The organism is Streptomyces sp. NPDC006430 (assembly GCF_040612395.1).
Taxonomy (GTDB): Bacteria; Actinomycetota; Actinomycetes; order Streptomycetales; family Streptomycetaceae; genus Streptomyces.
In genome coordinates this window covers 27,729-49,491 of the sequence record NZ_JBEXQA010000017.1, presented here as the reverse complement: position 1 = coordinate 49,491, position 21,763 = coordinate 27,729, and the positions used below count along the sequence as shown (strand labels likewise).

Annotated in this window: 23 protein-coding genes; 11 read left to right on the top strand and 12 right to left on the bottom strand. The window is 71.1% G+C overall.

From position 1 onward, the window contains the following. Window positions 1–9: 9 nt before the first annotated feature. A complete protein-coding gene (locus ABZZ20_RS23205) occupies window positions 10–1,212 on the bottom strand; it encodes a sensor histidine kinase (protein ID WP_356872467.1) in 1,203 nt (400 codons plus the stop codon). Between the two features lie 107 nt (window positions 1,213–1,319). Between ABZZ20_RS23205 and ABZZ20_RS23200 the strand changes: the two genes are divergently transcribed. Beyond that, window positions 1,320–2,312 (top strand): SAM-dependent methyltransferase, encoded by a 993-nt coding sequence (locus ABZZ20_RS23200; RefSeq protein WP_356872465.1) that lies wholly within the window; start codon window positions 1,320–1,322, stop codon window positions 2,310–2,312. Window positions 2,313–2,453: 141 nt separating this feature from the next. On the opposite strand, the gene ABZZ20_RS23195 is transcribed toward ABZZ20_RS23200, so the two are convergent. The 5 genes from ABZZ20_RS23195 to ABZZ20_RS23175 form a co-directional block, all read right to left on the bottom strand. Then, entirely contained in the window at window positions 2,454–4,010 is a 1,557-nt protein-coding gene (locus tag ABZZ20_RS23195) for a M28 family metallopeptidase (protein WP_356872463.1), read from the bottom strand. 179 nt (window positions 4,011–4,189) lie between these two features. Continuing rightward, window positions 4,190–5,311: a DUF5937 family protein gene (locus ABZZ20_RS23190; RefSeq protein ID WP_356872461.1), complete on the bottom strand. Its 1,122-nt coding sequence runs from the start codon at window positions 5,309–5,311 to the stop codon at window positions 4,190–4,192. Further along, the gene (locus ABZZ20_RS23185; RefSeq protein WP_356872459.1) at window positions 5,308–5,592 is read right to left on the bottom strand and encodes a DUF397 domain-containing protein; all 285 of its coding nucleotides are present in this window, start codon (window positions 5,590–5,592) and stop codon (window positions 5,308–5,310) included. Before ABZZ20_RS23185 ends, ABZZ20_RS23190 begins: the two co-directional genes overlap by 4 nt. A gap of 63 nt (window positions 5,593–5,655) precedes the next feature. Beyond that, the gene (locus ABZZ20_RS23180) at window positions 5,656–5,838 is read right to left on the bottom strand and encodes a DUF397 domain-containing protein (RefSeq protein ID WP_356872457.1); all 183 of its coding nucleotides are present in this window, start codon (window positions 5,836–5,838) and stop codon (window positions 5,656–5,658) included. A 13-nt stretch (window positions 5,839–5,851) separates the two neighbouring features. Next, complete coding sequence (locus ABZZ20_RS23175) at window positions 5,852–6,703, bottom strand: helix-turn-helix transcriptional regulator (protein ID WP_356872455.1); 852 nt, start codon at window positions 6,701–6,703, stop codon at window positions 5,852–5,854. 184 nt (window positions 6,704–6,887) lie between these two features. Between ABZZ20_RS23175 and ABZZ20_RS23170 the strand changes: the two genes are divergently transcribed. Further along, window positions 6,888–7,325, top strand: coding sequence for an ATP-binding protein (locus ABZZ20_RS23170; protein WP_356872453.1), 438 nt, complete (start codon window positions 6,888–6,890; stop codon window positions 7,323–7,325). 90 nt (window positions 7,326–7,415) lie between these two features. On the opposite strand, the gene ABZZ20_RS23165 is transcribed toward ABZZ20_RS23170, so the two are convergent. From ABZZ20_RS23165 to ABZZ20_RS23145, 5 genes are read right to left on the bottom strand one after another with little or no spacing between them, the layout of a single operon-like run. Then, on the bottom strand, window positions 7,416–8,225 hold the full coding sequence (locus ABZZ20_RS23165) for a type III pantothenate kinase (protein ID WP_356872451.1): 810 nt from the start codon (window positions 8,223–8,225) through the stop codon (window positions 7,416–7,418). Further along, window positions 8,225–9,223: a carboxylating nicotinate-nucleotide diphosphorylase gene (nadC, locus tag ABZZ20_RS23160; protein WP_356872449.1), complete on the bottom strand. Its 999-nt coding sequence runs from the start codon at window positions 9,221–9,223 to the stop codon at window positions 8,225–8,227. Before nadC ends, ABZZ20_RS23165 begins: the two co-directional genes overlap by 1 nt. Beyond that, window positions 9,220–10,953 carry an L-aspartate oxidase gene (locus tag ABZZ20_RS23155; protein ID WP_356872447.1) on the bottom strand — a complete coding sequence of 578 codons (1,734 nt, stop codon included), beginning with the start codon at window positions 10,951–10,953 and terminating at the stop codon, window positions 9,220–9,222. The genes nadC and ABZZ20_RS23155 overlap by 4 nt, the downstream gene beginning before the upstream one ends. Continuing rightward, on the bottom strand, window positions 10,950–11,954 hold the full coding sequence (gene panC, locus ABZZ20_RS23150) for a pantoate--beta-alanine ligase (protein WP_356872445.1): 1,005 nt from the start codon (window positions 11,952–11,954) through the stop codon (window positions 10,950–10,952). The genes ABZZ20_RS23155 and panC overlap by 4 nt, the downstream gene beginning before the upstream one ends. After that, on the bottom strand, window positions 11,951–12,901 hold the full coding sequence (locus ABZZ20_RS23145) for a DUF2520 domain-containing protein (RefSeq protein ID WP_356872443.1): 951 nt from the start codon (window positions 12,899–12,901) through the stop codon (window positions 11,951–11,953). The genes panC and ABZZ20_RS23145 overlap by 4 nt, the downstream gene beginning before the upstream one ends. 96 nt (window positions 12,902–12,997) lie before the next feature. On the opposite strand from ABZZ20_RS23145, the gene ABZZ20_RS23140 reads away from it, so the two are divergent. The 7 genes from ABZZ20_RS23140 to ABZZ20_RS23110 all read left to right on the top strand — a co-directional run bounded on the left by ABZZ20_RS23140 (window position 12,998) and on the right by ABZZ20_RS23110 (window position 17,096). Then, the gene (locus ABZZ20_RS23140; protein WP_356872441.1) at window positions 12,998–14,113 is read left to right on the top strand and encodes a beta-eliminating lyase-related protein; all 1,116 of its coding nucleotides are present in this window, start codon (window positions 12,998–13,000) and stop codon (window positions 14,111–14,113) included. Between the two features lie 165 nt (window positions 14,114–14,278). Next, window positions 14,279–14,470, top strand: coding sequence for a DUF397 domain-containing protein (locus tag ABZZ20_RS23135; protein WP_356872439.1), 192 nt, complete (start codon window positions 14,279–14,281; stop codon window positions 14,468–14,470). Between the two features lie 58 nt (window positions 14,471–14,528). Beyond that, on the top strand, window positions 14,529–15,176 hold the full coding sequence (locus tag ABZZ20_RS23130) for a hypothetical protein (RefSeq protein ID WP_356872437.1): 648 nt from the start codon (window positions 14,529–14,531) through the stop codon (window positions 15,174–15,176). Window positions 15,177–15,189: 13 nt separating this feature from the next. Further along, window positions 15,190–15,363, top strand: a complete 174-nt coding sequence (locus ABZZ20_RS23125) for a hypothetical protein (RefSeq protein ID WP_356872435.1) — start codon at window positions 15,190–15,192, stop codon at window positions 15,361–15,363. Window positions 15,364–15,498: 135 nt separating this feature from the next. After that, window positions 15,499–16,053, top strand: a complete 555-nt coding sequence (locus ABZZ20_RS23120) for a BlaI/MecI/CopY family transcriptional regulator (protein ID WP_356872433.1) — start codon at window positions 15,499–15,501, stop codon at window positions 16,051–16,053. A 9-nt stretch (window positions 16,054–16,062) separates the two neighbouring features. After that, window positions 16,063–16,593 (top strand): amino-acid N-acetyltransferase, encoded by a 531-nt coding sequence (locus ABZZ20_RS23115; RefSeq protein WP_356872431.1) that lies wholly within the window; start codon window positions 16,063–16,065, stop codon window positions 16,591–16,593. A 164-nt stretch (window positions 16,594–16,757) separates the two neighbouring features. Continuing rightward, complete coding sequence (locus ABZZ20_RS23110) at window positions 16,758–17,096, top strand: Lsr2 family protein (protein ID WP_356872429.1); 339 nt, start codon at window positions 16,758–16,760, stop codon at window positions 17,094–17,096. Here ABZZ20_RS23110 and ABZZ20_RS23105 read toward each other — a convergent pair. Next, window positions 17,075–17,668, bottom strand: coding sequence for an SCO3374 family protein (locus tag ABZZ20_RS23105; RefSeq protein WP_356872427.1), 594 nt, complete (start codon window positions 17,666–17,668; stop codon window positions 17,075–17,077). The genes ABZZ20_RS23110 and ABZZ20_RS23105 overlap by 22 nt on opposite strands. A 451-nt stretch (window positions 17,669–18,119) precedes the next feature. Between ABZZ20_RS23105 and ABZZ20_RS23100 the strand changes: the two genes are divergently transcribed. Then, a complete protein-coding gene (locus ABZZ20_RS23100) occupies window positions 18,120–20,645 on the top strand; it encodes an ATP-dependent Clp protease ATP-binding subunit (RefSeq protein WP_356872425.1) in 2,526 nt (841 codons plus the stop codon). 435 nt (window positions 20,646–21,080) lie between these two features. Continuing rightward, a complete protein-coding gene (locus tag ABZZ20_RS23095) occupies window positions 21,081–21,731 on the top strand; it encodes a M23 family metallopeptidase (protein ID WP_356872423.1) in 651 nt (216 codons plus the stop codon). Window positions 21,732–21,763 lie beyond the last annotated feature (32 nt).

Below are 21,763 nucleotides of genomic sequence, written 5' to 3'. Positions count from 1 at the left end.
TCGACCTCGTCATGTCTTCTTCAGGGGGAGCAGTGCGCTGATCCGGAAGCCGCCGCCCGGGCGCGGGCCCGCGTCCAGGGTGCCGCCGACCATGCCGATCCGCTCGCGCATGCCGATCAGCCCGTGCCCGGCGCCGTCGGCGCCGCCGTCCTCGTACAGTTCGTGGGCAGCCCCCCGCCCGTCGTCCTCGACGAGCAGGCCGAGCCCGTCGTCGAAGTAGACCAGTCGGACGCTCGCCTTGGCGTCCGGGCCGCCGTGCTTGCGGGTGTTCGTCAGCGCCTCCTGCACGATCCGGTACGCGGTGAGCTCGACGCCGCTGGGCAGCCGACGCGGCGTGCCCTCGACCTCGAAGTCCACCGCGAGGCCCGCCGCCCGCACCTGCTCGACCAGGACTTCGATCTGCTCGACGTCCGGCTGGGGCACGTAGTCCTCGGACTCCTGCGGCTCCCCGGTGCGCAGCACGCCCAGCAGCCGGCGCATCTCGGCCAGGGCCTGGCGGCCGGTGCCGGAGATGGTGTGCAGGGCTTCCTTGGCCTGTTCCGGGGCCACATCCATGACGTACGCCGCCCCGTCCGCCTGGACCACCATCACCGAGACGTTGTGCGCGACGACGTCGTGCAGCTCGCGGGCGATCCGTGCGCGCTCGGCGGCCACGGCCACCTTCGCCTGGGCCTCGCGCTCCTTCTCCAGGCGCTGGTTCCGCTCGATGAGCTGGGCGTAGTAGGCCCGGCGGGTGCGCAGGGAGTCGCCGAGCACCCAGGCGAGCGCGAAGGGGACGATGGCGAAGACCAGGAAGAGGAGGTTGTTGGTGGAGTCGCCCTTGTCCACGGGGAAGCGCAGTGCGTAGAGGGGCGCGGCCAGCAGGCCGACGGCGAGCGCCGTACGGGACATCCGGCGCGAGATGTCGGCCGAGGCGGCCACCGTGTACAGGATGATCAGCATGGCGAGGTCGGCGTTCTGGACCTCGGTGCCGGTGACCAGCTGGTAGGCGCCGGTGCCGACGGCCAGCCAGAACATCTGCTGCGTCCACTTGCGGCGCAGCGCCACGACCGCGCCCATCGCGAGCACCGCGGGGACGGCGATCAGTCGCGCGGCGGTGCTGTTGTATCCGTCGTCGGCGACCTGCACCATCCCGACCCCGACCAGGAGGACAGCCCAGAAGCTGTCGACGCCCGTCGGGTGTCTGCGGAGGAAGTCGTAGAGGCGCTGCACGTAACCCAGAGTAGGCAAAGACGATAGGTGCTGGAGTCAACCACAGGTGCGATCCGGGCAACGGGGGTGTACTCCCCAAGGTGGAGGCCAAGCCTAACCTTTCATGGATGAGCACTCAGGGAGAAGTCGCAGATCCGGTTCCGGTTCCGGTTCGGTGGCGGACGGCGATGGAGGCCGCGCTCTACGGGCCGGACGGTTTCTACGTGCGCCCCGGCGGGTCGGGACCGGCCGGGCACTTCCGCACCTCCGTGCACGTCTCGCCGCTGTACGCGGGGGCGGTCGCCCGTCTCCTGTGCCGGGTGGACGAGCAGCTCGGGCACCCGGCGGAGCTGGACCTCGTCGACGTCGGCGCCGGGCGGGGGGAACTGCTGGCGGGGGTGCTGGCCGCGCTCCCGCCGCCGACGGCGGCCCGGGTGCGCCCGTACGCGGTGGAGCGGGCCGAGCGGCCGGACGGCCTCGACCCGCGGATCCGCTGGGTTCCCGAACCGCCCCCCGGGACGACGGGGCTGCTGTTCGCCAACGAGTGGTTGGACAACGTCCCACTGGAGATCGCGGAGGACGGGCGGTACGTCCTGGTCGCCCCGGACGGTACGGAGAGCCGCGGCCCCGTGGTGGACGCCGCGGACCGGGCCTGGCTGGAGCGCTGGTGGCCCGGCGCGGGGCGCGCCGAGATCGGGCGCGCGCGGGACGAGGCCTGGGCGGCGGCCGTGGCGACGGTGGACCGGGGCCTGGCGGTGGCGGTGGACTACGCCCACACCCGCGAGGCCCGCCCCCCGTACGGCACGCTGACCGGATTCCGGGAGGGGCGGGAGGTCCGCCCGGTCCCGGACGGGAGCTGCGACGTCACCGCCCACGTGGCACTGGACGCCTGTGCGGGTGCGGGTGCGGTGCTGCTGAGTCAGCGCGAGGCCCTGAGCGAACTCGGTGTCTCGGGGGCCAGGCCGCCCCTGGCACTGGCCGCGTCGGACCCGGCGGCGTACGTGCGGGGGCTCGTGGCGGCGGGGGAGGCGGCCGAGCTGACCGCCCGCGGAGGGCTCGGCGACTTCGGCTGGCTGGTGCAGCCCGTCGGTATCGAGGCCTGGCCGGGAGCCGCCGGTTGAGGCGGGCACCGCGGGCGTCCCGCTCGGGTACGCCCCGGACGCCCCGCCGCGGCTCGGCACGCCGCGGCTCGGTGTGCTGTGACGCCGGTGGGGGCGAACGTCGCCCCCACCGGCGCCGGAGTGCGGGCGCCAGGTGCCCGGTTACTCCGTCACGTCGTGGTCGTGGCCCTCGCGGAGGCCGCCGCCGCTGCCCGCGCCGCCGTCCGTCGGCTTCGGTCCGACCGGCTGCGACAGCGGGGCCAGGTCGAACGCGTAGTGGCCGACCGCGTTCGCGATGACGTCGACGTTGATGTCGAGCGCCTTCTGGTCGATGTTCGCGATCGTGTCGCCCTTGCCGTGGTAGTTCACGTCGTACGCGACGCCCGCCTGGCCGCCGAACTTCGCCGCCTGCGCCGCCGTCTTGATGCCCTCGGCGCCCGTGTCCGTACCACCGGACGCGATGCCCGCCTCGATGAAGGGGCCGTAGTCCGAGCGGCCGGTGAAGTCCGAGCCCTCGTGCGGGATGTTCTGCGCGTCGAGGAAGTCCGTGATGCCCTTCTCCAGCTGGGCCGAGCCCTCCGGGCCGGGGCCCGAACCGACGTGGTCGGAGTCGTCGCCGTCGTAGACGAAGTACGCGGCGTTGGGCGAAGCGATCATGTCGAAGTTCAGGTACAGCTTGATCTGCTTCTTCTGTGCGTCGCTCAGCCCGCCGACGTACGCCTCGGAGCCGAGCAGGCCGAACTCCTCCGCCGACCACCAGGCGAACTTGACCTTGTTCTTGATCTTGTTCTGGCTGCTCGCGAGGCGTTGCGCGACCTGGAGGATGCCCGCCGAGCCCGAGCCGTTGTCGTTGATGCCGGGGCCCGCCGCGACCGAGTCGAGGTGGGCCCCGAGGAAGACGGTGTTGTTCTCGTCGCCGCCCCGCGTCTCCGCGATGACGTTGTACGTCGTGCGGTTCTCGCGGAGTTCGCGGATGTCGAGGGTGACCTCGACCGGGCCGGCCGCGGCCTCGGCGGCGAGCCGCTCGCCCTCGGCCTTGGTGACGCCTCCGGTCGGGATCTTGCCGGCGTTCGGGTCGCCCAGGGTGCCGTTGAGGGCGCCCTCGGTGTTGTTGTAGATGATCGCTCCGACCGCGCCGGCCGCGGCGGCGTTGGCCTGCTTGGTCGCGAAGGTGCAGCCGCCGCGCTTGACCAGCGCGATCTTGCCGGTGAAGGCGCCCGCGGCGAAGTCGCCCGGCTCGCAGCCGTTCGTACCGTCCGCGTCCACGGGCGCGACGGAGACCTGCGCCGTCGCTCCGCCTTCCGGACCGCTCGCCGTGTACGTCATCAGCTTGATCGGGACGTCCCGCCCGCCCGCGCCGTTGACCTTCAGCGTCTCGGCGATCGTCTCGACGTACACGAAGTCGAACTCGTTCTTGGAGACCTTGTAGCCGGCTGCCTTCATCACGGCCTCGACGTACTGCGCGGACTGGACGTGGCCCTTGGAACCGGCCACGCGCGTGCCGTTGTTGTAGTCGGCGATGGACTGGAAGACCTTCAGGTGCTTGTTGGCACCCTTGCCGGTCGAGTCCTTGACCAACTTCCTGGCCAGTGCGTCGCCCCGCGCGGCGTCGCTCTGGGGGCTACCGGTGGCTCCGGCCGGCCCGGCCAGGAGCAGCGGCGAGGCGAGGGCCATCGCCGCCAGGGCGGCGGTTGCTGCGGCTATACGACGTGAGGGCATAAGGGTCCTTCCACGGCTGATGCGAACAGACATACGGACACGGATGCGGTGCGCGGTACGTGGGGGAGCGGTGGACGCACGGTATAGAAGCAGGAGCCGATCTGGCCAGAGGTGTTGCTGATTCCGGGTGGTGGACTCCGCATATCGGTGAATCGCGCCGTCCCAAACCGGCCAGCGCTCTAACGGAGGATGCCTTCGATGAAGTCCGACCCGATCCTGGAGACCACCGACAGGTCCAACTGGTGCTGCACATAGCGTCCTTGGCGCCGCGTGTGCAGCAGACCGGCCTTCTTCAACGCCGACAGGTGCCGGGACACCTCCGGTGCGGTGATTCCGTGTACGGTCGCCAGCTCGCTCGTGGTGTACGGCGCCCGGGCCAGGCTCCGGCACAGGTTCATCCGCATCGGATGGGCGAGCGCCTCCATCCGTCGCTGGAGCAGCTCCACGGAGCCGGGTTCGGGGAGTTCGGATGAGCCCAGCGGATAGTGGACCACCGGCGTCCAGCCGGGTGCGTGCAGGACGAGCAGGTGCGGCCAGCCGAAGTGTGTCGGTACGAAGACCAGTCCGGGCCCGGTCTCCGGGCCGGTGGCGGTCGCCGTGCCGTGGACCATCTTGTCGGCGGTGATGGTGGTGGCGGCCTCATCGACGCTCAGCGCCGAGGAGACCTCCTTCAGTACGGCAACCAGCCCCTTGCGCCGGAGCACCTCGGCCTTGTGCCGGGCATCGGCGCTCTGGCGGGGTTCTATCCGCTGCCAGGTCTCCGCGAAGAACGCCTCGTCGCAGTCCTCCAGGAGCCGGCGCAGCCACACCCGTACCGCGGCCGTGTCGTCCAGCAGCCGCAGGGAGAAGGCCAGCGGGCGGGGACCGCGGGCGGCGGCGGTCTCCAGCGCCCTGGCGCGGGCTGCCGGGTCGGTCAGCGGGGAGGGTCCGCCGCCCTCGTTGTAGAGGGCCAGCCAGCAGTGCTCCAGGGCGGCCATCACGAACCGCTCGTCGTCCATCCGGTCGAGTACGTCGAGCTCCTCGGCCAGGGTCGCGGCCGGGCGCCCCGTCCCGCCTCGGACACCGGCGAAGGCCATGAAGATGTCGGAGAAGGAGCTGCGCCACATGAATTCGCCTTCGAGCAGCCGGTCCGCGAGGCAAGGGTCGAGCGCGGCGGCCGTGGCGGTGGTCCAGGAAGCGAGCCCGGGATGGTGGGCGGGCTGGGAGAGCGCGTGCAGGGTCATGCAGAGCTCTGCGAGCGGCGAGGGGGAGAAGGTGATGCGCTCGGTGGGCAGCCCGGCGATGTCGATGGTGACGCTCATCGGGCCATTCTGCCGGTGCTCCGCTTGCCCCGAGCGGCCGTGGCGTGCGGCCCTCCACCGCCTCCCGACCCACCCCGCTCCCGCGGAGGTGACTTCAGATGCCGGCCTCCTTGAGCGCCCGCAGGAACACCGACCAGGCGGCCGTGGTGACGGGTGAGGTGGGCGTCGCCGGGATCTGCGCTCCCGGCCACCTTCACGGCCGTGCCCGGGCCGGTGGCGACGTGCACGCAGGCTTCGCCCTCCTGGCAGAACGACGACTTCTTCCAGCTGAGCTGAGTCATGGGGGCTCCTTCGTTCACAGGCTGCGCAGGATGTTGTGGATGAGCCGCGGGCTGGGCGACCAGTCAGGCGCCGCCCTGCCGGAGTGCCCGCAGGAACACCGACCAGGCGGCCGTGGTGACGGTGAGGTGGGCGTCGCCGGGATCTGCGCTGCCGGCCACCTTCACGGCCGCGGGTTCGGTGGCGACGTGCACGCAGGCTTCGCCGGTGCCGCAGTAGGACGACTTGCGCCAGCTGAGCTCGGACATCGAGGTCTTCCCTTCACAGGCTGCGCAGGATGCTGATGACGAACTGGCTGCTCTCCTCGCGGTCGAGGGCCATGGCCTCCATTCGGTCGAGGAGGAGCCGGTATCCGCCCAGTCGAGCTTCGGCATCCACCAGGGCCGGTCCGTGGGACTGGTCCAGGTGGACCGTGTCGAGCTGTGGCACCGGCCCGCGGGCGTAATAGATCGACTGGCCGGCCCCGGGGAAGGATCCGGCGTTGAACGGGATCACCAGGATGCGGACATGCTTCCGTTCTCCCATCTCCACGAGATGGGAGAGCTGACCCTTCACGATGGCAGGCCCGCCGAACTGCATCCGCAGCGCCGCCTCGTGGATGATCGCGGTATACGGAATGGGGTTGCTCCGGTAGAGCACTTCCTGCCGCTTGATCCGGTGGGACACCCGGTGCTCGACCTCGGGTGGGGTCAGTTCCGGCAGCACCTGCCGGAAGACTTCTCGCGCGTGGTCGGGTGTCTGCAAGAGGCCTGGGATATGGGCCGTGTACGCGGCGCGCAGCGTCAACGCGTGGTGCTCCAGCTCGGCGAGGTCCAGGAGGCTGGGTGGCAGGACTCCCCGGTACTGCTCCCACCAGCCGTTCGTGCGATCAGTGGCCATCGCGGCCAGTGCATCGACGAGTTGGGGGTCGCAGACGGAGTAGACGCGCGCCATCGCGCGAACGCGCTCAGGACTCACCCCGAACCGGGCCGTCTCCACATTGCTCAGCTGCCCCGAGCTCGTGCCGATCGCAGCAGCGGCCTCCGTCGCGGTCATACCGGCCCGCTCGCGGAGTTTGCGCAGTTCAGCCGCCAGCCGGGCACGACGGGCCGTCGGGACGGGTCGAGCGACCACGCTCACTCCTCACTCACACGAGGGAATTCCGGATCGAAGACCTTGGATTCTCACAAAGAATCTTTGAGTGCCCCCTAGTCTGGGAAGCAGGCCACCCGCCCGGAAGTACCCCGCTCGACGGAGCGGCACTGTCACCGGGCAGTCCGTGCAACGACACAACACCCCTCCCCGATCGGAGACTTCCTTGGGTCTCACCGTATCCCCGTCGTGGGCCTACAGCCTGCAACTCCCACAGGATCCCCGCGCACCCGGCATCGCACGCGGAACCCTGCGCGCGGTGCTCGCCACCCACGCCATGAGCGAGCACCGCGAAGCCGCCGAGCTGCTGGCCGGGGAACTCGCCACCAATGCCTACCTGTACTCCGATGGCCCGTACACGCTGCGGGTGCGGGCGATGGACACCGGACGCCTGCGGATCAGTGTCTGGGACAACAACCCGCACATCCCAGCACCCTTCGGCCCCGCCTGCGGCCCGCACGAAACCGCGTGGGACGCCGAGAGGGGGCGCGGGCTGTTCCTCGTATGCGCCTACGCCGACAACTGGGGCGGGTATCCGCTCGGCGGAACGGGTCTGTACGGCAACGCCGGGGGAAAGCTGCTGTGGGCGGAGGTCGGCCCCTGATGCGCGCCGCCCGCCCGGCCACCGCCCGGCCGGGCCGTACGCAGTGCATACGGCGGCGACCGGGCGGGGCGGAGACTGAACCCGGCTCGGTCAGTCGAAGTTGGGCGCGTTGCGCTCGTAGACCAGGCGCAGCCCGATCAGCGTCAGCCACGGTTCGTGGTCGTCGATGACCGAGGCCTCGCCGAGGACGATCGGGGCCAGGCCGCCGGTGGCGATGACGCGGACATCGTCCGGATCCCCGTGCGGACCGGCGAGCTCCTTGGCCATGCGGGTGACGATCCCGTCGACCTGCCCCGCGAAGCCGTAGACCACGCCCGACTGCATCGCCTCGACCGTGGACTTGCCGATCACGTTGCGCGGCCGGGCCAGCTCGATCTTGCGGAGCTGCGCGCCCCGGACGCCGAGGGCCTCCATCGAGATCTCGATGCCCGGGGAGATCACCCCGCCCACGTACTCGCCCTTCGCGGACACCGCGTCGAAGGTGGTCGCCGTCCCGAAGTCGACCACGATCGCGGGGCCGCCGTAGAGCTCGACGGCCGCGACCGCGTTGATGATGCGGTCCGCGCCGACCTCCTTGGGGTTGTCCATGAGGATCGGCACGCCCGTCTTGATGCCCGGCTCGACCAGCACCGCCGGCACGTCGCCGTAGTAGCGGCGCGTCACCTCGCGCAGCTCGTGCAGCACCGACGGCACCGTCGAGCAGATCGCGATGCCGTGGATGCCGTCGCCCAGTTCGCTGCCGAGCATCGGGTGCATGCCCATCAGGCCCTGCATCAGGACGGCCATCTCGTCGGCGGTGCGGCGCGGGTCCGTGGAGATGCGCCAGTGCTCCACGATCTCGTCGCTGTCGAACAGGCCCAGCACGGTGTGGGTGTTGCCGACGTCGATGGTCAGCAGCATTACCGCTCCTCGCGCAGGTCCAGGCCGATGTCGAGGATCGGGGACGAGTGCGTGAGTCCGCCGACCGCGAGGTAGTCGACGCCCGTCTCCGCGTACACGCGGGCGTTGGCCATGGTGAGGCGGCCCGAGGACTCCAGCAGCGCGCGGCCGTGGACCAGCGCGACGGCCTCCTCGGTCTCCATCGGCGTGAAGTTGTCCAGCAGGATCAGGTCCGCGCCCGCGTCCAGGGCCTCGCGCACCTGCTGGAGGGTGTCCACCTCGACCTCGATCGGCAGGTCGGGGAACTGCTCGCGCACGGCCTTGAACGCCTCCGCGACACCGCCCGCGGCGATGACGTGGTTGTCCTTCACCAGCGCCGCGTCCGACAGCGACATCCGGTGGTTGACGCCGCCGCCGCAGCGCACCGCGTACTTCTCCAGGGAGCGCAGGCCCGGCGTGGTCTTGCGGGTGTCGCGGACCTTCGCCTTGGTGCCCTCCAGTTCGTCGGCCCACGTGCGGGTCGCCGTCGCGATGCCCGACATCAGGCAGAGCAGGTTCAGCGCGCTGCGCTCACCGGTGAGCAGGTCCCGGGTGCGGGCCTTGACCGTCAGCAGCACCTGGCCGGGCTCTACGCGGTCGCCGTCCTCGACGTGCCGCTCGACCTCGAACTCGTCCTCGCAGACGACCGACAGGACGGCCTCGGCGACCCGCAGACCGGCGACCGTGCCCGCCTCGCGCGCAGTGAAGTCGGCGTGCGCGACGGCGTCCTCGGGGACGGTGGCGACCGTGGTCACGTCAACCCCGCCGTCCAGGTCCTCGGAGATCGCCATGTGGGCGATGTCCTCGACCTCGATGGGGTCCAGGCCCGCGTCGGCCAGCAGCTGGGCCAGCGCCGGGTCCAGGCCGCTCTCCTCGCCGTCGCCGCAGCCGCAGCCGTCGCCGCAGCCGCCCGCGGACTCGTCGAGGAGCGGAAGCTCCGCGTGCTCGTGCTCGTGGTCGTGCTGTTCGGGGGTGCTCACGATGACTGCTCCTGGCTCAGGGGGTGCTGTACGGGCGGAAAGCCCGCGGAGTCGGTGGGGGTGACGACCAGGGCCCGCTTCTCGGTGGCGGACAGCCGGACCACGAGGTGGCGGCGCCAGGCCGCGTCGTCCCGGTCGGGGTGGTCCTCGCGCCAGTGGCAGCCGCGGGTCTCCTCGCGCCGCTGGGCGGCGGCGACCAGGACCCGGGCGACGCACAGCAGGTTCGTGGCCTCCCAGGTCTCGGTACCGGGCACGGCGGTCTTGCCGTCCGTCTCCAGCGTGGTGAGGGCCGTCGTGTACAGCTCCTCAAGGGCGGCGGCGGCCGTGCGCAGGGACTCGGCGGAGCGGAGCACGCCCGCGCCGTCCGTCATGATGCGCTGGATCTCGTACCGCGCCCCGGCGGGCTGGAGCGGGCCGGTCGCGGGGACCGGGATGCCCGGGCCGCTGCCGGAGGGCTCGCTACTGATGATGTCGTCGGCGATCCGCTCGGCGAAGACCAGGCCCTCCAGCAGGGAGTTGGAGGCGAGCCGGTTCGCGCCGTGCACGCCGGTGCAGGCCACCTCGCCGCACGCGTACAGGCCGGGGACGGTGGTGCGGCCGTGCAGGTCGGTCCGTACACCGCCGGACGCGTAGTGCGCGGCGGGCGCGACCGGGACGGGCTCGGTCACCGGGTCGATGCCGTGGGCGCGGCAGGCCGCCAGGATCGTCGGGAAGCGCTGCTCCCACATCTCGGCACCGAAGTGCCGGGCGTCCAGGTACATGTGCTGCGCGCCCTGCTCCTGCATGCGGCGCGTGATGGCCTTCGCGACGATGTCGCGCGGGGCCAGCTCCGCCAGCTCGTGCTGCCCGACCATGAAGCGCACGCCGTCGCCGTCGACCAGGTACGCGCCCTCGCCCCGGACCGCCTCCGACACCAGCGGCTGCTGGCCCTCGGCGTCCGGGCCCAGGAAGAGCACCGTCGGGTGGAACTGGACGAACTCCAGGTCGGAGACCTCGGCCCCGGCCCGCAGGGCGAGCGCCACGCCGTCGCCGGTGGACACCGACGGGTTGGTGGTGGCCGAGAAGACCTGGCCCATGCCGCCGGTCGCGAGGATCACGGCGGGTGCGTGCACGGCGCCGACGCCGTCGTGCTGGCCCTCGCCCATGACGTGCAGGGTGACGCCGGCCGTACGGCCCTGCGCGTCCTGGAGGAGGTCCAGGACGAGCGCGTTCTCGACGGTCTCGATGCCGGCTTCCTGGACCGCTTCGACCAGGGCCCGGGAGATCTCGGCGCCGGTGGCGTCGCCGCCCGCGTGCGCGATCCGGCGGCGGTGGTGGCCGCCCTCGCGGGTCAGCTCTATCTCGCCGGTCTCGGCGGAGGTGTCGAAGACGGCGCCGGTGGCGATGAGGCGGCGCACGGCGTCCGGCCCCTCGGTGACGAGCAGCCGCACGGCAGCCTCGTCGCACAGGCCCGCGCCCGCGACCAGGGTGTCGTCCAGGTGCTGCTCGGGCGTGTCGCCGTCGCCGATGGCCGCGGCGATGCCGCCCTGTGCCCAGCGGGTGGAGCCGTCGTCGAGGCGGGCCTTGGTGACCACGACCGTACGGCGTCCCGCGGCGGCGCAGCGCAGTGCTGCGGTCAGGCCGGCGACGCCGGAGCCGACGACCACGACGTCGGCGTCGACGGCCCAGCCGGGGGCGGGGGCGTGCAGCCGTATGCCGGTACCGGCGGTGCCTGTGCCTGGGGTGCTCACGTGTGTGCTCCGAACTCCAATGGGATGTTGTCGATCAGCCGGGTCGTCCCCACCTTCGCGGCGACGGCCAGCACGGCCTGCCCGGTGAAGTCGGGGCCGACGTCGGTGAAGTCCTGCGGGTCCACCAGCGCCAGGTAGTCCAGCAGCAGCGGCGGCTCGTGCCGGCCCGCCTCCTCCAGGACGTGCAGCGCGGCGGCCCGTACGGCGTCCGGCAGCCCGGCGTTCGCGGCGGACACGGCGTGCGCGTCGGCGGAGGCCCGGATCTCGCCGAGCCGGGCCAGGGCGGTGGCCCGCTCGTCGCTGGCCGGGGAGGCCTCGGCCCGGGCGCGCAGCGCGGCCTGGGCGGCGAGCCGGTCCTGCCCGGCGAACAGGGCGCGCGAGAGGGCCAGCGCGGTCCGGCGCTCCTGGACGGAGAGGTACCGGTTGCGGGACGAGAGCGCGAGCCCGTCCTCCTCGCGGACGGTGGGTACGCCGACCACCTCGACGGGGAAGTTCAGGTCGGTCACCATCCGCCGGATCAGGGCGAGCTGCTGCGCGTCCTTCTGGCCGAAGAGGGCCAGATCGGGGCGGGTGAGGTGGAGCAGCTTGGCGACGACGGTGAGCATGCCGTCGAAGTGGCCGGGACGGGTGGCCCCTTCGAGGCGCTCGCCCATCGGGCCGGCGCTGACCCGGACCTGGGGGGCGCCGCCGGGATAGACCTCGTCGACGGCCGGTGCGAACAACGCGTCCGCGCCCGCCTCCCGGGCGATCTCCAAGTCGGAGTCGAGGGTCCGGGGGTAGCGGTCGAGGTCCTCGTTCACCCCGAACTGGAGCGGGTTGACGAACACGGTGACCACGACCTGGCCTTCCGCTCCGGCCCGCTCGCGCGCCGTACGGATCAAGGTGGCGTGGCCGTCGTGCAGGGCCCCCATGGTCATCACCACGGCGCGCGGGCCGGTCGCGGTGCGCGGGAGCTCGTACAGCTTCTCCGCGGTGTCGATCAGCAGCAGGTCGTGGCTCACCGGCCGTCGCCCCCCTCGGTGCCGTTGACGCGGTCCGCGCCGTCGGCGAGCACCACGAGCAGGTCCTCGGCGAGCTCGGGCTTGAGGAGACCGTGCGCGAGGGCCCGGTCGGCGGTGGTGCGGGCCATCGCCAGGTACCCGGCGACGGCGGCGGGGGAGTGCTTGCGCAGCTCCGAGACGTGCGCGGCGACCGTGCCGGCGTCGCCGCGGGCCACCGGGCCGGTCAGTGCGGCGTCACCGGAGCGCAGGGCGTTGTCGAGGGCCGCGCCGAGCAGCGGGCCGAGCATTCGGTCGGGGTGCTCGACGCCCGCCTTGCGCAGCAGTTCCATGGCCTGGGCGACCAGGGTGACCAGGTGGTTCGCGCCGAGGGCGAGGGCCGCGTGGTAGAGCGGACGGTTCTCCTCCGCGATCCACTCGGGCTCTCCGCCCATCTCGATCACCAGGGCCTCCGCCGCGAGCCGCAGCTCCACGGGGGCCGTGACGCCGAACGGGCAGCCGGCGAGCCGCTGGACGTCGACCTCGGTACCGGTGAACGTCATCGCCGGGTGGAGGGCCAGCGGGAGGGCGCCCGCGCGACGGGCCGGGTCCAGCACGGCGGCCCCGTACCGCCCGGAGGTGTGCACCAGCAGCTGTCCGGGCCGGATCGCGCCGGTCTCCGCGAGTCCCTCGACCAGGGACGGCAGCACGTCGTCGGGGACGGTCAGCATGACGAGGTCGGCCAGCTCCAGCACCTGCGCGGGCGGTACGAGCGGCACCTCGGGCAGCATCCGCGCGGCGCGGCGGCGGGAGGCGTCGGAGACGCCGGACACGGCGACCGGCCGGTGCCCGGCTTGCTGGAGCGCGCGCGCCAGCGCGGGGCCGACACGGCCGGCGCCGACGACGCCGACGGAGAGTCGGGCAGGGCGGTCGGACGGATCCCGTGGCTCCGTCTGATGGGGTGCGTTCACGCGGGGAGGGCCTTCCGTTCCAGTCCGCGGGGGTACCGGACGATACGCCGCCATGCTAGCCCCTGGGCGTGTCGCCCGGTCGGCGATGATCGGGGCATGACTGCTGACGAGGATCTGACGAAGCGGCTGGTGGCAGCGGGGCGCAGGGCCGAGCGGACGCTCTCCCGCGGCCTGCACGAGGCGACGGTGGGGGAGCTGCTGTCGGATCTGGAGACCTCGGATCCCGACGAGCCGGCGGACCTGTACGGGGACGGCGTGGTGACCCGGCTGGAGCGGCGGGTCGCCGAGCTGCTGGGCACGCAGGACGCGGCGTTCTTCCCGTCGGGGACGATGGCCCAGCAGATCGCGCTGCGCTGCTGGGCGGGGCGGACCGGGAACCCGGTGGTCGCGCTGCACCCCATGAGCCATCCGGAGCTGTGGGAGGGCGGTGCGCTGTCGCTGGTCTCGGGCCTGCGCACGGTGCACCCGACGAGTGACCCGCGCCAGCCGACGGCGGAGGAGGTCGCCGACCTGCCGGAGCCCTTCGGCACGCTGATGCTGGAGCTCCCGCTGCGGGACGCCGGCTTCCTGCTCCCGTCGTGGGAGGAGCTGGAGGCCCTGGTCTGCGCGGCCCGGGAGCGGGACGCGGTGGTGCACTTCGACGGGGCCCGGCTGTGGGAGTCGACGGTGCACTTCGGGCGTCCGCTGCCGGAGATCGCGGGGCTCGCCGACTCGGTGTACGTCTCGTTCTACAAGTCGCTCGGCGGCCTCAGCGGCGCCGCCCTGGCGGGCCCCGCCTCCCTGATCTCGGAGGCGAAGGTCTGGCGCCACCGGTACGGGGGCCAGGTCTTCCGCCAGTTCCCGCAGGCGCTGTCGGCGCTGACCGGACTGGACCGGGAACTGCCGCGCCTGCCGTCGTACGTGGCCCAGGCCCGCACGGTCGCGGCGGCACTGGGCGAGGCCCTGGCCTCGTCGGGCGTCTCCTGGTTCCGCATCCACCCGGAGGTCCCGCACACGCACCAGTTCCAGGTGTGGCTGCCGTACGAGGCGGACCGTCTGACGGAGGCCGGGGTCCGCCTCGCGGAGGAGACGGGAACGGTCCTCTTCCGTAGCTGGTCCCCGGCCCCGGTCCCGGGCCTCTCGATGACGGAACTGCAGGTCACGGCCCCCGGCCTCGACTGGACCGCGGAGGACGTCCACCAGGCCGTCGAGGCCTTCACGGCCCGCCTGTGACACCCCGCCCGCGGCTGCGCGGAGCCGGCTGCGCGCAGCCTTGGGCGATGTGGTCCGTGCAACGGCAACGCACCGAATTCCGCCGAAGTCGTCGGAGTAGCGCCCGCTCGGAGTTACCGTCCCTCCACGGGAAGCAACGGAGCCGTTCACCGGAGGAGAGAAACCATGACCGCTCACCCCGCCTGGCAGAAGTCCTCGTACTGCGGCGAAGGCGATGCCTGCGTCTACGTTTCCGCGGCCCCCGGGCACCTCGTCCGCGTGGCCGACCGGGCCGACCCGGCCCATCTGGTTCTGGCCACCACGCAGGCCGCCTGGGCCGACTTCCTCGACGCGGTGAAGGCACAGTCACACGGCTGACGCGCCCGGAATCACGCCCATCAGGGGATTTTGTCCGATTAGCGCGTATCTTCGGCCCATGCCCACGCCCTACGGATCCCGCGGCGGCATGGCGTTCAGTGCCGCCGAGCTGCACGTGCTCAGGCGAACGCTCGCCCACGCCCTCCAGACCTCCACGGCCCCCCTGACGACCTCCGAGGTCCAGGACTGCCTGTGCCTCGCGCAGTCGGTGGACGACGCGGTCCAGGAGGCGGAGCGGCTCAGAGAGTTCCTCCTCGCCGACCTCGCCCGCTACCGCGGCGCCCTGCCCGGCAGCCTCTCCGGCTACCTGGAACTGCTCCAGGACGCCCTGGCCGCGGGCTACGAGCCCGCATCCGACGACCTCGCCGCCCTGCGCGCCCTGCGGGCCAACCCGGTCGCGGCGGCGCTGCTGGAGCGATCCCGGACCATCGCCGAGCGCGCGGTGCGGCGGAGGTTCTCCGCAACGTCCTCCCAGCTGCCACTGGGGACGGCCCCGGCGCCCAGGACCCGGCTACTGGCCCTGGCCGGTGGCAAGGAGGAGCGGCCTCCCCGGCCCGCGCCGGCGCCCAAGGAGCCGCAGCGCCCCGAACGTCCCGCGGAGCGCCCCGAGCGGCCCGGAGAGCGCCCCATCCCGACGCCCGGCGAGGTGTTCCCGCCGCGCCGCAAGCCCTCCCCGCCCCCGGCGGCCGGGCTGGCCGTCGGGTAGCTACGCTGGGGGCATGGACTACGTCTCCGCGCTCGTGCCCCCCGTAGTGATGGCCGCGTTCTTCATCGCACTCGTCGTGACGATCGTGAAGAGCCAGGGCGGTGCCAACAAGGCCAAGGAAGACGCGGCGGTCGATGCCGTGATCGCCCGCGCCGAGGCCTCCCAGCAGGCGCAGCCCGGAAAGTAGCAGGTCAGGCAGGGCGTGCGGACGGTTCCGGAAGGCCGTACGCCCCCTGACCTCGCCGGAGCGGACCCCCGATTTGTTGCGCGTTCCGCTTCGAATAGCCGGGCAATTCAGTACATTCCGCACTATCGTGCTGTTGTGCCTCGCCCCTTGGGAGAACTCGAAGACGCCGTCATGACGCGGGTGTGGCAGTGGAACCGCCCGGTCACCGTTCGGGAAGTCCTGGAAGACCTCCAGCAGGAACGGTCCATCGCCTACACCACGGTCATGACGGTTATGGACAATCTCCATCAGAAGGGCTGGGTCCGCCGGGAAGCCGAAGGCCGCGCCTATCGATATACCGCGGTCTCCACCCGCGCCGCCTACTCGGCCGCACTGATGAACGAAGCCTGGTCGACGAGTGACAGTCCCGCGGCTGCTCTCGTGGCCTTCTTCGGCATGATGTCCGCGGAACAGCGCGAAGCCCTCCGGGACGCCATCCGGATCGTCCAGCACGACGAGGAGTCGGCCGCCGAGGCCGCCGCCGGGTCCGCTACGCCCCCCACCGGGTCCGCTACGCCCCCCGCCGGGTCCGCTGAGCCGGCCGCGCCGGCGCCCACCGCAACGGCTACCGGAGCCGCCCCCGGAGCCGCCCCCGAAGCCGCTCCCGCCGAAGGGGACTCCGCCGAGCGGGGGACCGAGCCGGGGCGATAGCGTCCGGGCATGGGTGAGTTTTCCGCTGCACACGCAAAAACAGTGACGATCCGCCGAGCCCGCACCAGCGATGTTCCCGCACTGCGCCGCCTGCTCGACCAGTACGTGCAGCAGCGGATCCTCCTCGACAAAGCCCCGGTCGTCCTTTACGAGGACATCCAGGAGTTCTGGGTCGCGGAACGCGACAGTGACCGCCAGGTGGTGGGCTGCGGCGCTCTCCACGTCATGTGGGAAGACCTCGCCGAAGTGCGCACTCTCGCGGTCGACCGCGAGTTGAAGGGCGCCGGAGTCGGCCATCAGCTGCTCCAGCAGTTGTTGCACACCGCCCGCACGCTGGGCGTGCGGAGAGTTTTCTGCCTGACCTTCGAAGTGGACTTCTTCACGAAGCACGGCTTCGTCGAGATCGGCGAGACGCCCGTCGAGACCGACGTCTACATGGAGCTCCTGCGTTCCTATGACGAGGGTGTAGCCGAGTTCCTCGGTCTCGAACGGGTGAAGCCGAACACCTTGGGCAACAGTCGGATGCTTCTGCACCTCTGAACGATCACGGCGGCTTTTCCCGTCTCCGCGCACCTGTGGCCTATGTCCGAATCGCGCACGTTTCCCGCCCCGTTGCGGTCTCGAACCTCTCCAGGGGGGTTTGTGTTTTCCAGGCAAAAGCGGTTTCCTTTCCGCGTACTGCTTTTCGATGAAAGGAAATCCCGGTGGCACAGAAGGTTCAGGTCCTTCTTGTCGACGACCTCGACGGTGGCGAGGCGGACGAGACCGTGACGTTCGCTCTGGATGGCAAGACCTACGAGATCGACCTCACCACCGCCAACGCGGAAAAGCTTCGTGGTCTGCTCGAGCCCTACACCAAGGGCGGTCGCCGCACCGGTGGCCGTGCCGGCGCGGGCCGCGCCAAGGGTCGGGCCGCAGCGACGTCCGGCCACCCGGACACCGCCGAGATCCGCGCGTGGGCCAAGGCCCAGGGGATGAGCGTCAACGACCGCGGGCGCGTCCCGCAGGACATCCGCGAGGCCTACGAGAACGCCAAGGGCTGACCCGCGGCCTCTCGTGCTCGTGGGGGCGTACGCCGCCGCAGGCGCGCCCGGTGGCATTCCGTCGCCGCCGCGGCGACGAGGCGTACGAGATCCGGCCCGGCAGCTCCCTGCCGGGGACCGGCGCCCTGCCCCGGACCGGGCAGGGACGGCAGCAGTGCCTCACACCCCTGCTCGGGGGGTCGCAACCACACGGCGGCCCCCCGGGAACTTTCCTCCAGGGGGTGTCCCGGGGGTGCCGGGGCCGTGATCCGGCCGCCCACTCCCACTGCGGTGAGATCCAGGGCGACCCCGCCCCACTCCAGCCAGTCGAGCAACCCGTCCAGCTCGGCCGCGCTCCCCGCGGCCACCAGGAACCGCATCTTGCGCCCCATGCGCGCCACCGGACCCGTGGAGACGGGCCGGCGCAGCAGTTCCGTCCCGGCGTCGCTCGGCAGCTCCAGTACGTCGAACCGCGTTCCGGTGACCAGTTGGGCCGGGGACCCACCCGCGACGCTCCAGCCCAACACCCCCTCGTACCAGGACGCGTACGAGTCCTCGGGCGCGATGCGGGGGAGCGGAACGGTGACGGCCATGCCCGGAGCAACTCCGAACCCGGCACGGAGTTACGCAGCGCGCCGGAGGCGATGCGGAACGTAGAGGTCCAGCGGGACGGAGTCCCGGATTCGAGTCGGAAACTTGTTCGCCCGTAGCGGAGGGAACGGGTGTCGCCGGCATGGAGTCCCAGTCCTTACGGGTAAGACATTCCTAGTGGAGCGGGGCGACACGCGGATTTGAGCGGCGTGCGTTCGCCATCGGCGTACACGTGTGACGGGTATCTGCCTGGCCTGCGGGAACATCGTCTCGCACCATCGGGTTGGAGCAGTTGTCGGCTCTGCAAGCCGGTTTTCCCTACGAAGGTGGGGGTGAGCCGTGGAGGGATGTCGGCAGTTGGAATGAGCTGTCCCGCCTCACGGGACTAGCATGCGGAAGGACAGGGCGGGGACCGACCCCGAACTGCCCGACCGCTCTGAGGAGCGATAAACGATGTTCGAGAGGTTCACCGACCGCGCGCGGCGGGTTGTCGTCCTGGCTCAGGAAGAAGCCCGGATGCTCAACCACAACTACATCGGCACCGAGCACATCCTCCTGGGCTTGATCCACGAGGGTGAGGGTGTCGCCGCTAAGGCCCTGGAGAGCCTCGGGATTTCGCTCGAGGCTGTTCGCCAGCAGGTTGAGGAGATCATCGGTCAGGGGCAGCAGGCCCCGTCCGGCCACATCCCCTTCACCCCGCGGGCGAAGAAGGTCCTGGAGCTGTCGCTCCGAGAGGCCCTCCAGCTCGGCCACAACTACATCGGCACCGAGCACATCCTGCTCGGCCTCATTCGCGAGGGCGAGGGCGTCGCCGCCCAGGTCCTGGTGAAGCTGGGCGCCGATCTCAACCGAGTCCGGCAGCAGGTCATCCAGCTGCTCTCCGGCTACTCCGGCGGAGGCAAGGAGTCGGCCACGGCCGGCGGCCCGGCCGAGGGTACCCCCTCGACCTCGCTCGTCCTGGACCAGTTCGGCCGCAACCTCACGCAGGCCGCCCGCGAATCCAAGCTCGACCCGGTCATCGGGCGCGAGAAGGAGATCGAGCGGGTCATGCAGGTCCTGTCCCGCCGCACCAAGAACAACCCGGTCCTCATCGGCGAGCCCGGCGTCGGCAAGACCGCCGTCGTCGAGGGCCTGGCCCAGGCGATCGTCAAGGGCGAGGTGCCCGAGACCCTCAAGGACAAGCACCTCTACACCCTGGACCTCGGCGCCCTGGTCGCGGGCTCCCGCTACCGCGGTGACTTCGAGGAGCGCCTGAAGAAGGTGCTCAAGGAGATCCGCACCCGCGGCGACATCATCCTGTTCATCGACGAGCTCCACACCCTCGTGGGTGCGGGCGCCGCCGAAGGCGCGATCGACGCCGCCAGCATCCTCAAGCCCATGCTGGCCCGTGGTGAGCTCCAGACCATCGGTGCCACGACCCTGGACGAGTACCGCAAGCACCTTGAGAAGGACGCGGCCCTTGAGCGCCGCTTCCAGCCGATCCAGGTGGCGGAGCCTTCCCTCCCCCACACGATCGAGATCCTCAAGGGCCTGCGCGACCGCTACGAGGCCCACCACCGCGTCTCCATCACGGACGAGGCCCTCGTGCAGGCGGCCACCCTGGCCGACCGGTACATCTCGGACCGCTTCCTCCCGGACAAGGCGATCGACCTGATCGACGAGGCCGGTTCCCGGATGCGCATCCGCCGGATGACCGCGCCGCCGGACCTCCGCGAGTTCGACGAGAAGATCGCGGGCGTGCGCCGCGACAAGGAGTCGGCCATCGACTCCCAGGACTTCGAGAAGGCAGCGTCTCTGCGCGACAAGGAGAAGCAGCTGCTGGCGGCGAAGGCCAAGCGCGAGAAGGAATGGAAGGCCGGCGACATGGACGTCGTGGCCGAGGTCGACGGCGAGCTCATCGCCGAGGTCCTCGCGACGGCGACCGGCATTCCCGTCTTCAAGCTCACCGAGGAGGAGTCCTCGCGACTGCTCCGCATGGAGGACGAGCTCCACAAGCGGGTCATCGGCCAGAAGGACGCCATCAGGGCGCTCTCCCAGGCGATCCGCCGTACCCGTGCGGGTCTGAAGGACCCGAAGCGCCCGGGTGGCTCGTTCATCTTCGCCGGCCCGTCCGGTGTCGGTAAGACCGAGCTCTCCAAGACGCTCGCCGAATTCCTCTTCGGCGACGAGGACGCGCTGATCTCCCTCGACATGTCGGAGTTCAGCGAGAAGCACACGGTTTCCCGTCTCTTCGGTTCGCCCCCCGGCTACGTGGGCTACGAAGAGGGCGGCCAGCTCACCGAGAAGGTGCGCCGCAAGCCGTTCTCCGTCGTCCTCTTCGACGAGGTCGAGAAGGCCCACCCGGATATCTTCAATTCCCTTCTCCAGATCCTGGAGGACGGTCGCCTGACCGACTCCCAGGGCCGGGTCGTGGACTTCAAGAACACGGTCATCATCATGACGACCAACCTGGGTACCCGGGACATCTCGAAGGGCTTCAACCTGGGCTTCGCGGCCCAGGGCGACGTCAAGTCCGGATACGACCGGATGAAGGCGAAGGTCAACGAAGAGCTCAAGCAGCACTTCCGGCCGGAGTTCCTCAACCGCGTCGACGACACGGTCGTCTTCCACCAGCTGTCGCAGGAAGACATCATCCAGATCGTCGACCTGATGATCGCCAAGGTCGACGAGCGCCTGAAGGACCGCGACATGGGCATCGAGCTGAGCGGCGACGCGAAGCTCCTGCTCGCCAAGCGGGGCTACGACCCGATCCTGGGCGCCCGCCCGCTGCGCCGGACCATCCAGCGCGAGATCGAGGACATCCTGTCGGAGAAGATCCTCTTCGGCGAGCTGCGTCCCGGTCACATCGTGGTCGTGGGCAAGGAGGGTGAGGGCGAAGAAGCCAAGTTCACCTTCCGCGGCGAGGAGAAGTCCGCTCTGCCGGACCTCCCCCCGATCGAGGCGTCGGGCTCGGGCCCGGACCTCTCGAAGGGCGCGTAACGCGATAGGCGGTTAGGCAAAAGGGGCGGCCCCGGAACCGAAAGGTTCCGGGGCCGCCCCTTTGCTGTGGGCCGTCGTGGGCCGTCGTGGGCCGTCGTGGGCCGTCGTGGGCCGTGGTCGTGGCCGGCCGTGGCCGGGGACCCAGGGCCCTCCGTAGGCCCCGCGCCGGTGACAAGCCACACAGGACAAATCGGACCTACTAGGAGATCTCGTAGATCCAGTGTCCGTTTTGTCCCAGCCCTCACCCCAGTGGTGAGGCGGTCAACCGGCTACGTCACACCGCCTGCACTTACGAGTCCCGGTAGTAATCGGGAGGTTTGGGGATGTGGTGGGACACGGGTTACCAAGGATGGGCAAGCCCGGCACCCGCTTCCCAGCACGCCGGGTGGCTTCATGCCCGTCCCGTCCTTGTCCCCGGCCCCGGAGGTCCCCTTCATGTTCGCGAAGCGCGTCAGCACCCGTCGTACCCGTATAGCCATCGGCGCCACCGCCCTCGGCGCGGCTCTGACTCTCGGGGCCGGGACGACCGCCGCCTTCGCCGACGAGGCCCCCCGGACTGCCCTCACCGGTACCGCCCAGCTGGTCGCCGCGCAGGCTTCCGCCCAGGCCGCCGCCGCGAAGACCGCAGCAGCCAAGGACGCGGCGGCCAAGGCCGCCGCGAACGCCGTCACCTGGCAGAAGCCGGTCGCGAGCTACACGCTCTCCGCGACCTTCGGCAGGGGCGGCACCATGTGGTCCCACAAGCACTCGGGTCAGGACTTCGCCTGCCCCGTCGGCACCCCGGTCAAGGCCGTTCACAGCGGCATCGTCGTCAAGGCCGGCCCGAACGGCGGCGGCGACGGCCCGGCCTACGGCAACGCCATCGTGATCAAGCACGCGAACAAGACGTACTCGCAGTACGCGCACCTCTCGAAGATCAAGGTCCGGATCGGCCAGAAGGTCGCCAAGGGCTCCAAGATCGCGCTGTCCGGCAACACCGGAAACTCCAGCGGCCCGCACCTCCACTTCGAGATCCGGACCACCCCGAACTACGGCTCGGCCGTGAACCCGGTCGTGTTCCTGCGCAACGCCGGCGTCACCGTCTGACCCGGGCCGCAGACCGGGCCGCAGACCGGGCC